9 protein-coding genes are annotated in these 12,692 nt (G+C 73.6%); 2 read left to right on the forward strand and 7 right to left on the reverse strand.

What is annotated here, in order from left to right; all coding sequences use genetic code 11:
• Positions 1-85: 85 nt before the first annotated feature.
• Positions 86-1,111, reverse strand: a complete 1,026-nt coding sequence (locus ACWCV9_RS01845) for an alcohol dehydrogenase (RefSeq protein WP_450783675.1) — start codon at positions 1,109-1,111, stop codon at positions 86-88.
• A gap of 210 nt (positions 1,112-1,321) precedes the next feature.
• Here ACWCV9_RS01845 and ACWCV9_RS01850 point away from each other — a divergent pair, with 210 nt between their 5' ends.
• Positions 1,322-2,578, forward strand: a complete 1,257-nt coding sequence (locus ACWCV9_RS01850) for a YncE family protein (RefSeq protein WP_450783676.1) — start codon at positions 1,322-1,324, stop codon at positions 2,576-2,578.
• 144 nt (positions 2,579-2,722) lie between these two features.
• On the opposite strand, the gene ACWCV9_RS01855 is transcribed toward ACWCV9_RS01850, so the two are convergent.
• Positions 2,723-4,576 (reverse strand): cellulase family glycosylhydrolase, encoded by a 1,854-nt coding sequence (locus ACWCV9_RS01855; protein WP_450783677.1) that lies wholly within the window; start codon positions 4,574-4,576, stop codon positions 2,723-2,725.
• 153 nt (positions 4,577-4,729) lie between these two features.
• Here ACWCV9_RS01855 and ACWCV9_RS01860 point away from each other — a divergent pair, with 153 nt between their 5' ends.
• The gene (locus ACWCV9_RS01860) at positions 4,730-5,836 is read left to right on the forward strand and encodes an XdhC family protein (RefSeq protein ID WP_450783678.1); all 1,107 of its coding nucleotides are present in this window, start codon (positions 4,730-4,732) and stop codon (positions 5,834-5,836) included.
• Between the two features lie 32 nt (positions 5,837-5,868).
• Here the strand turns inward: ACWCV9_RS01860 and ACWCV9_RS01865 are convergent, their stop codons facing one another.
• The 5 genes from ACWCV9_RS01865 to ACWCV9_RS01885 form a co-directional block, all read right to left on the reverse strand.
• Positions 5,869-7,284: an MFS transporter gene (locus ACWCV9_RS01865; protein WP_450783679.1), complete on the reverse strand. Its 1,416-nt coding sequence runs from the start codon at positions 7,282-7,284 to the stop codon at positions 5,869-5,871.
• A gap of 41 nt (positions 7,285-7,325) precedes the next feature.
• A complete protein-coding gene (locus ACWCV9_RS01870; RefSeq protein WP_450784222.1) occupies positions 7,326-7,916 on the reverse strand; it encodes a GNAT family N-acetyltransferase in 591 nt (196 codons plus the stop codon).
• 31 nt (positions 7,917-7,947) lie between these two features.
• Entirely contained in the window at positions 7,948-8,448 is a 501-nt protein-coding gene (locus ACWCV9_RS01875; RefSeq protein WP_450783680.1) for a metallophosphoesterase family protein, read from the reverse strand.
• 9 nt (positions 8,449-8,457) lie between these two features.
• Positions 8,458-9,468 (reverse strand): SDR family oxidoreductase, encoded by a 1,011-nt coding sequence (locus ACWCV9_RS01880; RefSeq protein ID WP_450783682.1) that lies wholly within the window; start codon positions 9,466-9,468, stop codon positions 8,458-8,460.
• A 69-nt stretch (positions 9,469-9,537) separates the two neighbouring features.
• The gene (locus ACWCV9_RS01885; protein ID WP_450783683.1) at positions 9,538-12,591 is read right to left on the reverse strand and encodes an FAD-binding and (Fe-S)-binding domain-containing protein; all 3,054 of its coding nucleotides are present in this window, start codon (positions 12,589-12,591) and stop codon (positions 9,538-9,540) included.
• Positions 12,592-12,692: the final 101 nt, after the last annotated feature.

Here is a 12,692-nt window from a genome sequence, read left to right on the forward strand (position 1 = left end):
GGGGTCGCCGACCAGGTCGGCCAGGGTGGCCACCATGCTGCTGCCGGATGCTGACCCGCGCGGCGGCGGAAGGGCGGCGGGCCGGTCAGCCGGGGGTGAGGACCATGCGGAAGCGGGCGGCGCCGGAGAGCATCTTCTGGTAGGCCTCGGCCACCGCGTCCAGCGGCAGGGTCTCGGTCATCGGGCGGATCCCGTGCAGGGCGCTGAAGGCCATGGTGTCCTCGACGTCCTGCGCGGTGCCGGACGCGTGACCGCGCAGCGTCCGGCCCGCCATGATCAGCTGGACCGGGCTCACGCCCAGCGGTTCCGTGTCCGCGCCGATGACCACCAGCTGCCCGCGCGGGGCGAGCCCGTCCACGGTGGCGGAGATGGCCTCGGAGCTGCCGGCGGTGGCGAGCACGACCTCGGCGCCGCCCAGCGACTGAAGCGCCTCGGCGACCGGGGTCCCGGAGGTGCTGTCGACGTAGTGGTGGGCGCCGAGCTGCTTGGCGAAGTCGCCCTTCTCGGGGCCCCGGGCGATGGCGACGGTCTCGAAGCCCATCGCGGCCGCGTACTGCACCGCGAGATGGCCGAGGCCGCCGAGACCCAGTACGGCGACCAGGTCGCCGGGCCGGGCGGGGCTGAGCCGCAGCCCGTTGTACACGGTGACACCCGCGCAGGCCATGGGACCCGCGTCGACCGCGGACAGCGCGTCGGGGATCCGGGTCAGCGCGTCGAGGGGCGCGACCACCTGCTCGGCGAAGCCACCGTCGTAGGCCCAGCCGGGCACCTTCAGGTTCGTGCACATCACGAAGTCGCCGCGACGGCAGGACCGGCAGTGGCCGCACGCGCCGCCGAACCAGCCGACCGCCACCCGGTCGCCGGCCTGCCAGCCACGGCCCTCGGTGCCTTCGCCCAGCTCCTCGATCCGCCCGGCGATCTCGTGCCCGGGCACCACCGGAAAGGTGACGCCCGGTAGCCCGGCGTTCACGAAGAACGCGTCGCTGTGGCAGATCCCGCACGCCTCCACGCGGATCCGCGCCTCTCCCGGCCCCGGCCGGGGCATGTCCCGTTCCACCAGCTCGAACGGACCGCCCGCCGTCGCCACCTGCGCGACTCGATAGACGCTCATCTCGTGTCTCCCGGAGAAGCGGAAAAGTGGGCCCCCGGAACCAGCACACCAGCTCCGGGCCGCTCCCGCGCGCCGAACCGCACCGCAACCCCGGGAGCAGCGGTCGTGCACACGTCTTGTCGAGAGGCCCCCCTCTTCCTTACTTTTCAGTAAGTTCGCTGTGAAAGCACGTGCGTTCAGCTCCCCTCCCCGAGGAAAGAGAGAGCAGTCATGCCTGCCCCCAGAACCAGGCACCTGTGCTCCATGGCCGCCGCCCTCGTCCTGACCGTCGCCGCTCTGGCGACCGCCGCCTCCGCCGCCGCGTCGGACCCGTCCGGCGGCCTGCGCGAGGTCCTGTTCGTCGGCAACAACTGGGACGGCACCGCCGATGTCGTCGCCTCCTCCGGCGGCTTCGCGAAGATCGGCCGGATCAATGTCGTACCGGACAAGGACCAGCGGCTGGCGGAGATCAAGGCCGACCCCATCAAGTGGATCTACTACACCTCCATCCGCGACCAGGTCGGCGAGGGCCACGACCAGTACGTGGACGACATGTACTCCACGCCGGACGGCAGGTCGGTGGTCGTCTCCCGGCCCAGCTTCGCCGACGTGGTCTCCATCGACCTGGCCACCGACACCGTCAACTGGCGGTTCCCGGTGGCCGGTTACCGCGCCGACCACATGGCCGTCTCCCCCGACGGCACCCGGGTCGCGGTCTCCGCCTCCACCGCGAACAAGGTGCAGGTGCTGGACATCCGCACGGGGAAGGAACTCGGGGAGTTCGGCACCGGCGACAAGCCGCACGAGAACTTCTTCACCGACGGCGGCAGGTACATCTGGAACATGTCCATCGGCGAGGTCACCACCTCGCTGGACGCCCCCGGCTGGGACTGGACCAAGGGCGACCGCCATATCACGGTGGTGGACGCGACGACGTACAAGCAGGTCAGGACCATCGACATGCGGCAGCGCCTGGACGCGGCCGGGCTGAAGGACTTCTCCGACGCGGTACGGCCGGCCGCCTTCAGCCCCGACTGGTCGAAGCTGTACTTCCAGGTGTCGTTCTTCAACGGCTTCCTCGAGTACGACGTCGCCACCGACCGGATCACCCGGGTGAAGACGCTGCCGGAGAACCCGGCGACCAGCACGGACCGCACCACCTGGCTGCTGGACTCCCGCCACCACGGCATCTCCATGAACCCGGAGGGCACCAAGCTGTGTGTCGCCGGGACGATGGACAACTACGCCACCGTGGTGGACCGGGCCTCCTTCGACGTCGGCCCGCTGATCACCGCCTCCACACCGTACTGGGCGACGGTGAGCGGCGACGGCCGGGACTGCGTCATCTCCGAGGCCGGTGCCGACCGGATCACGGCCATCGACTTCGCCACCGGCCAGAAGGTCCTCTCCGTGCCGGTCGGCGACCATCCGCAGCGCGTCCGGCTCGGCCATGTGCCGGCCGACTGGACCGGTCCGCAGGGGAGTTGAGGACCCCTAGGGCCTTTCTTTCGACGCCGGCAAGATCCGAAAGAGAGGCCCTAGGGCCCGCTGAGCACCGTACGGCCTCCGGGACGCCCCACTCGCCCGGAGGCCGTACGGCCCGTCCACCGGCCACGGCGACCGCGCCCCGGGTCAGAAGCGCGCCGCCGCCCACGCGCCCAGTTCGGTGCGGGCCGCGGTCAGCAGCTCCGCCGAGGGCGCGGTCGCCCCGTCGGTCACCAGCGCGTAGTGCAGCGTGCCGGAGTCCCGGTCGGTGAGCAGCAGCCGGCGGCTGCCGGTGCCGCCCGGTTCCGGCGCCACGCCGACCGGGGTGCCGGCGGTGTACGCGGGCGGTGCGTACACCGTGCCCAGGTCGGAGACGACGGTGGTGGAGGCGGTCGGGAAGGACGCCGGGAGGTGCAGTTCGGTGGGCGCGGTGCCGCTGCCCGAGCGCCACACCAGCAGCCCGTACCGGCCGGAGCCCACGAGCCTCGCCACGTTCGGCAGGGTGGACGGCACCGGGTTCCAGGTGAGGGTGGTGGAGCCGTCGCGGGAACGGTCCTCGTAGGTGAAGGCCAGGGCGGTGCCGGCGGTGGCGCTCGGGTAGAGGCGGTCGAGGAACCGGGCGTCCTGGCGCAGGGTGGCGTTCCCGGAGTCGTCCAGTCGTACGGCGGAGAGGTCCTCGTCGTTCCAGGCGTCGCCGGAGGTGAGCACCTTGTCGGGGTTGCCGTTCATCGGCTCGTGGTGCCGGCCGCTGTAGAGGTCCCACTGCCACTGGGTGCCGGAGAGCACCGGCCCGGAGTGCGCCGGGTCCGACCACCAGCCCGCTCCGGAAAGGCGGGAGTCGAGCGCCTGGTACATGGCCTTGAGGACGGTGGGCGCCTTGTCGGAGACCGTGCCGGACAGCGGGTGCCCGAACTCGCTGACCAGGGCGGCGGTGCCGGCGGCCGTGGCGCGGTCGCGGATCGCGGCGAAGTCGGCGGCGTACTGGCCGTCGGCGGCCTTGCCCCACATCAGGACGCCGGAGATGGCCTTCTGGTCGTAGAAGTGGGTGTTGAGGACATAGCGCGGGCCGAGCGTGCCCGCGTCCAGCAGGCCGCCCTCCTGCTTCTGGGTGGAGATGTTGGCGTTCCAGAAGAGGTTCGGCTCGACGAACGCGGGCTTGTCCTGCCAGCCGGCGGCGTCCATCCGGGCGCGGAACCGCACGTAGAACGGCCAGAGCAGATCGCGTTCCCAGGTGCGCGAGGCCTGCCCGGAGTCGTAGGTGCCCGCGTAGGGCTCGTTGTACGGGTCGAACCCGACGACGCCCGCGAACTCGTCGTCGGTCAGATGCCCGCGCAGATACGCCATGGTGGTCTGGGCGGTGGCGAGGAAGGCGTCCTGGAGGCCGTGCGCGTTGTGCCAGAAGTCGTGCTGCGCCTGCTGCACGGCGGCGTTCTGGGTGATGTTCTGGCCCCAGAAGAGACAGATCCCGCAGGACTCCTTGGGGTAGTTCCCCGCGTCGACCGCCCACCCGGGGGCACCGTCGCCGGTGTACCAGCTGCCCGGGCCGAACAGGTGGCGGGCGTACAGGTCCTGGTGGAAGTCGGGGTAGACGCGGATGCCCGCGTCCAGGAAGGCGCGGATCTGCTCCGTGACGGCGGCCAGATAGGCGGTGTCGACCTGGCCGCGGGCGGGCTCGGCGTGCGCCCAGGAGAGCAGGAAGCGGACCGCGTTGCCGCCACCGAGGGCGCGCAGCGCGGTCGCGGACTTCCTGGCGTCGGCGACCGAGGCGAACGGCAGACCGCCGTTCTCCTCCAGTTTGGTCTCGCCGGAGACGTTGTAGCCGCGCAGGACGACCTCGCGGCCCTGGCCGTCGGTGAAGCGGCCGTTGCTCACGGTCAGTCGCGTGCCGTCGAACCAGAGGGAGTCGGCGGGGGCGGCGGTGGCGGACCCGCTGCCCGTCACCGTCAGGAATCCACAGAGGATGACCATAACAGCCAGTACACGCACCCGAATATTCGGCATGTCCACTACAGTCCGGTGCCCGCCCCGGGGCAGTCAATACGTTCTGACTCTCGAGTAAGTTGACCGGTCCCCCGCCCGCACCCGCCCGTCCGAGCGGCCGGAGGTGGTGCGCGGGACGATGGAGACCTGGCCCCCCGCGGGAAGGAGCCGAGCGTGCGTGAGATCCTGCCGACGCTGGAACGCTGGTACGCGGCCCGGCTCCCGTTCGGGCTCGCCACCGTCGTCGCGGTCAGCCGCAGCGCGCCGCGCGGACCCGGCGCCGCCATGGCGGTGGGCCCCGGCGACGAGGTCGTCGGCAGCGTGTCCGGGGGCTGTGTGGAAGGGGCGGTGTTCGAGCTGGCCCAGGAGGTCGTGGCGAGCGGCGCGGCGCGCCTGGCGACCTTCGGCTACAGCGACGAGGACGCCTTCGCGGTCGGGCTGACCTGCGGCGGCGAGATCACCGTGCTGGTACGGCCGGTGACCCCGGCCACGGACCGGGCGTTCGGCGCGGTCGCCGCGTCGGTGCGCACCGGCGAGCCGGTCACCCTGGCCACCGTGGTCGACGGTCCCGCCCCGCGCGGATCCACCCTCGCGGTGTGGCCGGACAGCGTGTACGGCACGCTCGGGACGCGCGGCCTCGATGTCGCCGTCACCGCCGACGCGCGCGGCGAGCTGGCCCTCGGCGCCTCGGTGCTGCGGCACTACGGGCCGCGCGGGGAGCGCCGCGAGGACGAGGTCACGCTCTTCCTCCAGTCCTTCGCGCCGCCGCCGCGCATGCTGGTGTTCGGTGCCATCGACTACGCGGCCGCGGTGGCGCGCATCGGCGACTTCCTCGGCTACCGGGTCACGGTGTGCGACGCCCGTGCGGTCTTCGCCACGCCGAAGCGCTTCCCGCCGGGCACGGAGGTCCTCGTGGACTGGCCGCACCGCTATCTGCGGGCCACGGTCACCGACGAGCACACGGTGATCTGTGTGCTCACCCACGATCCGAAGTTCGATGTGCCGCTGCTCCTGGAGGCGCTGCGCCGGCCGGCCGCCTATGTCGGGGCGATGGGCAGCCGCCGTACCCACGCGGAGCGCTGGGAGCGGCTGGTCGCCGCGGGACTCGGCGAGGACGAGCTGTCCCGGCTGCGCTCGCCGCTCGGACTGGACCTCGGCGCCCGTACGCCGGAGGAGGTGGCCGTGTCGGTCGCGGCGGAGATCGTCGCCCTGCGCTGGGGCGGCAGCGGGGCGCCGCTGACCGGGACCGCGGGGGCCATCCACCACCCCGCCCCGCCCTGAGCGCGAGGCGAGTGGCGCGACCGGCCCCCGGCTCAGTGCCGAACCGACCCGGGCAGCAGCCGAGCGGCCGGCACCGCGGCGACCGCGTACAGGCACGCCGACCCCAGCGCCACCGCGTGGAACCCCCACAGGAACCGCCCCTCGGCCGTCGGCGCGCCCGCCATCGCCCCGGCCACCGCGATCCCGATCGCGCCCCCGGTCTGCCGGGCGGTGTTGTTGACGGCCGACGCCAGCCCCGACCGTTCGCCGGGTACGGCGGCGATCGCGGCGGCGACCACCGCGGGCGTGAGCAGCCCGCAGCCGATCCCCCACAGCAGGAACGCGGCCAGCAGCAGCGGATAGCCGGTGCCGGCCGTGGCCCGGGTCAGCAGGGCGAGCCCGGCCGCGGCCACGAGCAGCCCGGCCACGGCCGGCAGGCGCGCGCCGATCCTGCTGGTGATCCGCCCGCCGAGCAGCGCGAACACGGCGAGCGGCAGGAACAGGGGGAGCACCGCGAGACCGGCCTGGAACGCCGACCGGTGCTGCACCGACTGAAGGAACAGGGTCAGCACGAACAACGTGCCCAGCGTGCACAGGTTCATGATCCCCGCGGTGATGTTGGCCGCGCCGAACGCCGGGCGGCGCACCAGGGCCGGGGGGATCATCGCCGTGTCGCCGCGGCGGCGCTCGGCCGCGACGAGGGCCGTCAGCGCGGCCAGGGCGACCGCCGCGGCCGCGAGCACCCGCGGTGCCGTGGCCCCCTGCCGGCCCCCCTCGATGAAGGCGTAGGTGGTGGACAGCAGGCCCAGGCCGCCGAGCACCAGGGCGGGCAGGTCGAGCGGCGGGGCCGCTTCGTCCCGGCTCTCCCGGACGACGGCGAGGGACCAGACCAGGGCGAGCAGCACGATCGGCACATTGACCAGGAAGATCGCCCGCCAGCTCAGGCCGTCGGTGAGGGCGCCCCCGAGCAGCGGGCCGGCAGGCAGGGCGAGGCTGCCGATGCCCGCCCAGACACCGATCGCGCGGGCCCGTGCGGCGGAGTCGGGGAAGGCGCGGCCGATGATCGCCAGGGAGCCGGGCAGCAGCAGGGCGGCGCCGAGGCCCTGCACCACCCGGGCGGCGACGAGGACGGGCACCCCCGCGGCGAGGCCGCAGCCCAGCGATCCGACGCCGAACACGGCGAAGCCGGCCAGCACCACCCGCCGGTGCCCGTACCGGTCCCCGGCCGTGCCGCTGGTCAGCATCAGCGAGGCCAGGGTCAGCGCGTAGCCGTCGACCACCCACTGGAGTCCGCCGACGCCGGTGCCGAGCCCGGAGCCGATGGCGGGGAGGGCGACGTTGACGATCGTCACGTCGAGCAGCACCAGGAAGTAACCGGCGCACATGACGACAAGGACCGTGTAGGGGGAGCCGGCGCGGGTCGGGGGACGCACCGCGCGCCTCAGCAGGGTTGCCGCTGTGTGAGCCATGCCCCACGGGTACCACCCGGGACGGGCCATGCCCCTGTGCGTTACCAGGGATCTCCGGCCACGCGCCCGTGCAGGTGCTGGTCGTGCCAGCCGTCGGCGTGCAGCAGGGCGCTGCGCTGGGTGCCCTCGTAGCCGAACCCGGCCTTCTCGGCCACCCGGCAGGAGGCGGGGTTGGCCGTGGAGTGGCACAGGGTGAGCCGGTGCAGGCCCAGGTCGGTGAGGGCCCAGTGGCTGAGCCGCCGGGCGGCCGCGACCGCGAGGCCGCCGCCGCGTGCCTCGGGCAGCACCCAGTAGAAGACCTCGGCGGTGCCGGCGGCCAGGTCGACGTCGTTCAGCCCGGCGAGTCCGACGGCCGCGCCGCCGGGCGGGGCGATGGCCCAGACCGCCCCGGTCTCGGCCTGCCGGCGCGCGTGGATCCGCTCGATGCGGGCCCGGGCCTCGGCGCGGCTGCTCACGGTGAAGAGGTTCCACCGGCTGATCTCCGGGTCCTGCCCGGCGGTGAGCAGGGCGTCCGCGTCGGCGTCGTCGAGGCGCCAGGGGCGCAGGCAGCGGCCGTCGGGCAACGGCAGCACGGGCTGGCTGCCGGCGGCGAGCCGGCCGGCGGGTACGACATCGGGTATGCCGGAGCTGATCGTCACCCGGTGATCATCGCACGGGGGCCGATCAGCGCGGGGGCAGCCGGTGCAGGGTGACGTCCGCGAGGGTGCCGTCGGCGACGGTGGCCGTCAGATACGTGCAGTGCGGCTGGCGGCGGCGGTCGGTCGGGGAGCCGGGGTTGAGCAGCCGCAGCCCGCCGGGGGCGGTGGAGTCCCAGGGGATGTGGCTGTGGCCGAAGACGAGGACGTCCAGGTCGGGGAAGCGGGCGGCGCAGCGGGCCTCCCGGCCCTGGGCGGCGCCGGTCTCGTGCACCACGCCGAAGCGCAGCCCGCCCAAGTCGGCTCGGGCCACCTCGGGCAGCCGGGCACGCAGTTCGGGGCCGTCGTTGTTGCCGTACACGCCGACCAGCCGACGGCTGCGGCTCTCCAGCAGGTCGAGCGTGGCGGTGTCGACCCAGTCACCGGCGTGGAACACGACGTCCGCCCGCTCAAGTTCGGCCAGCAGCTGCTCGGGGAGCCGCTTGGCGCGTTTCGGCAGGTGGGTGTCGGACATCAGCAGCAGACGCACAACGTCAGCCTAGGCGGACCGGGAGGTCAGGCGGCGGAATGTGGCGAGGGTGCCGAGGGCGGCGACGCCCGCGCCGAGGGCCGTGGCGGCGGGGTGCCGGCTCAGGGTCTGCTGCCAGGACCGGGCGTGGGCGCTGTCGTCGAAGGCGCCGTGGGCGCCCTGGTCGTCGGCGGGGTCGCGGTCGACCGGGGCGAAGAGGTTGTCCAGGCCGGAGGGCGGGATGCGGCCGGTCTGCTGGGAGTCGAAGCCGGTGCGGGCCAGATAGCGGTCGAGCAGGGCCGGGGCGAACCGGTTGGCCCAGATGGTGGCGACCGTGCTGGCGCCGACGTAGTACTGCTTGCGGCGCGGATGGTCGGCGGCGTACAGCACACCGCGCGCGGCGACCTCCGGCTGGTAGATCGGCGGCACCGGCATGGGGTGCCGGGACAGCCGGGAGCGCACCCAGTCGAACTGGGGGGTGTTGACGGCGGGCAGCTGGACCACGGTGATGTGCACCTTGCTGCCGCGGTGCAGGAGTTCGGTGCGCAGGGCGGAGGTGAAGCCGTTGATGGCGTGCTTGGCACCGCAGTAGGCCGACTGGAGCGGGATGGACCGCTCGCCGAGCGCGGAGCCGACCTGCACGATCGTGCCCCGGTCGCGGGGCAGCATACGGGCGAGGGCGGAGCGGGTGCCGTTGACGAAGCCGAGGTAGGTGACCTCGGTGACCCGCCGGAACTCCTCGGCGCTGATCTCCTCGAACGGCGCGAACACGGTGCAGAACGCGCAGTTGACCCAGACGTCGATGGGCCCGAACTCCTGCTCGGCGGCCCGGGCGACGGCCTCGGTCTGCTCGGGGTCGGCCACGTCGGCGGGGTGCACCAGGGGCCGGCCGCCGAGGGCCGCGACCTCGTCGGCCGCCGCCCGCAGCCCGCCCTCGCCGCGCGCGACCAGCACGACGTTCGCCCCGCGGCTGGCGTACAGCCGGGCGGTGGCCCGGCCGACCCCGGCGCTGGCGCCGGTGATGACGACGGTGGTGGGCATGATCGGCTGCTCCTTCCGGTTGCTGCTCACTGCTTCCTGCCTCCCGCTTCCGGCTCCCGTCGGCCGGTGTCAGCCGCGCCTGCCCAGCCGCCGGAGCGCGCGGACGGTGCCCGCTGTCAGAGCGGCGGCGGAGGCGGTCGTCGCGGCGGTGGTCGCCCAGCGGGCCGTACGGGACGGCTCGGGCGGGCGGTCGGCGAGGCGCTCGGGGTGGTCGCTGGGCAGGTTGCCGTCGAGTCCGAGGGCCAGCACCTCGGCGAGGTGCAGGGCGCGCCGGCCGGTACCGCCCTGCTCGATCTGGGTGCGGCAGCTGAAGCCGTCGGCGAGGACCAGGCTGTCCGGGGCGGCCGCCCGCACGGACGGCAGGACGCCCAGTTCCGCGACGGCCATGGACACCTCGTGGTGGCCGCGTTCGAAGCCGAAGTTGCCGGCCAGGCCGCAGCAGCCCTCGTCGAGGACGTCGGCGTCGAGGTGGGCGCGGCGCAGGAGTTCGCGGTCGGCGTCGAACTTCGTGACGGCGTGCTGGTGGCAGTGGGTCTGCACGGTGGCCTGCCGGGCGAGCTGCGGCGGCCGCCAGCCTTCGGGGGCGTGGTGGACGAGCTGTTCGGCGAAGGTGCGGACCTGTCCGGCCAGCCGCTGGACGTCCTGGTCGGCCGGGAGGAGTTCGGGGGCGTCGGCGCGGAACACCGCCGTACAGGACGGTTCCAGGCCGATGACCGGGGTGCCGGCCTCCAGGTAGGGGGCCAGGACGCCGAGGGTGCGGCGCAGCACCCGCTTGGCGGTGGGCAGTTGCCCGGTGGAGATCCAGGTCAGCCCGCAGCACACGGGCTCGGTGGGCACGGCGACCCGGAACCCGGCGTCCTCCAGCACGCGGACGGCGGACCGGGCGACGGCCGGGTGGAAGTAGGTGCTGAAGGTGTCGGGCCACAGCAGGACCGTGCGCGGGTCGGCCGGGTCGGGATCCTCGTCGCCGCGCTCCCGCCACCACTGCACGAAGGACCGCTCGGCGAAGACGGGTGCCGAGCGGGCGCCGTCCACACCGGCCAGCCGCTTGCCCACGGCGGCGAGGCCGGGCGCGTGCAGCGCGGAGTTGACCAGGGCCGGGGCGGCCCGGGACAGCCGGGCCCACACCGGGAGCCAGCCCATCGCGTAGTGCGCCATGGGCCGGACCCGGCCGGCGTAGTGCTGGGAGAGGAACTCGGCCTTCAGGGTCGCCATGTCGACCCCGGTCGGGCAGTCCGACTTGCAGCCCTTGCAGGCCAGGCACAGGTCGAGCGCGTCGCGTACGGCGGTGGAGCGCCAGCCGTCCTCGATCACGGAGTCGGCGTGGCCGCCGAGCATCTCGAACAGCAGCCGGGCCCGCCCGCGCGTGGAGTGCTCCTCCTCCCTGGTGGCCCGGTAGGAGGGGCACATCACGCCGCCGGAGTGGCCGCGGCAGTTGCCGATGCCGACGCAGCGCAGCACGGCCCGGCCGAAGGAGTGGTCGTCCTCGGGGAAGCCGAAGTGGGTCTCGGGGGTGGCGGGCCGCCAGGAGGGGCCGAGGCGCAGCTGTCCGTCGACGGGGTTGGGGTGCACGATCTTGCCGGGGTTCATCCGGTTCCCGGGGTCGAAGAGCGCCTTCAGCTCGCCGAACGCGGTGACGAGCCGTTCGCCGAACATACGGGTCAGCAGCTCGCCGCGGGACTGGCCGTCGCCGTGCTCGCCGGACAGCGAGCCGTCGTAGGAGACGACCAGGTCGGCGGCGCGTTCCAGGAAGCGGCGGAACCGGGCGACGCCGTCGGCGGTGCGCAGCCCGAAGGGGATGCGGGTGTGCACACAGCCCTGCCCGAAGTGGCCGTACAGGGACGGGTGGTCGTAGTCGAACTCGGCGAACAGGCCCTTGAGGTCGCGCAGGTAGTCGCCGAGCCGTTCGGGCGGTACGGCGGAGTCCTCCCAGCCCTCCCAGGTCTCCCGGTCGTCGGGCGGGCGGGCGGTGACGCCGAGTCCGGCCTCGCGGGCCCTGAGCATCCGCTGCTCGCGCTCGGGGTCGTCGGAGAAGGCGACGGTGCGGTCCTTCTCGTCCCGGCCGACGGCCCGCAGCAGGGCGTGCGCCTGCTCGTCCACGTCCTCCTGGCTGTCGCCGCTGTACTGCACCATCAGCCAGCTGTCGCCCTCGGGCAGCACGGCGAGGGAGGCGAGATAGGCACCCTCCTCGCGCATCAGCTGGGCCATCCGGCCGTCCAGCGCCTCCAGCTGGCTGGGCGAGCAGTGCTCCAGCAGCTGGGGTACGTCGTCGGCGGCGGCGCAGATGTCGTCGTAGCCGAGCACCAGCAGCGACTGGTACGGCGGCACGGGCACCAGGTCGAGTTCCGCGCGCAACACGGTGACCAGGGTGCCCTCGCTGCCGACGAGCGCCTTGGCCACGTCGAAGCCGTTCTCGGGCAGCAGCGAGTCGAGGTTGTAGCCGGAGACCCGGCGCGGAATCTTGGGGTAGCCGCGGCGGATGTCGGCGAGGTAGGCACCGGCGATGCGGTCGAGCCCGGCGTAGATCTCGCCGAGCCGGCCGCCGCCGGCGATGATCCGGGCCCGTTCGTCGGGCGGGGTGGGGCCGACCCAGGCGCGCTGCCCGTCGTAGGTGAGGATCTCCAGCCGCCGGACGTTGTCGACGGTCTTGCCGTACGCCTGGGCGGAGGCGCCGCAGGAGTTGTTGCCGATCATGCCGCCCAGCGCGCAGTGGCTGTGGGTGGACGGTTTGGGCCCGAACTGGAGCTTGTGCCGGGCGAGTCGCCGGTTGAGTTCGTCCAGGACGATCCCGGGCTCCACGACACAGGTGCGCCGGTCGGGGTCGACGGAGATCAGTCCGGTGCAGTACTTGCTCCAGTCGATCACCACGGCGGTGTTGGTCGTCTGTCCGGCCAGGCTGGTGCCGCCACCCCGGGACAGCACGGGGGCGTCGAAGCGGGCGCACACCGCCAGCGCCCGGGCGCCCGCCTCCACCGTGCGGGGGACGACGACGCCGAGCGGGGGCTGGCGGTAGTTGGAACCGTCCGTGGCATAGGCACCGCGGCTGCCCGCGTCGAACCGGATCTCGCCGTCCACCTCGGCCTGGAGGGCGGCCTCCAGGCCGGATGTGTCCGCAGCGGTCATCTGCGCTCCCTGTTCTCACCGTTCTCACCGATGTGCTGCCGGGCTGTGGGGTCCGGGGACCGGCGAGTACCCGGCAATTCCGCGGGCAAAGCCGAACCGAC

This window comes from Streptomyces sp. NPDC001606 (genome assembly GCF_053596835.1).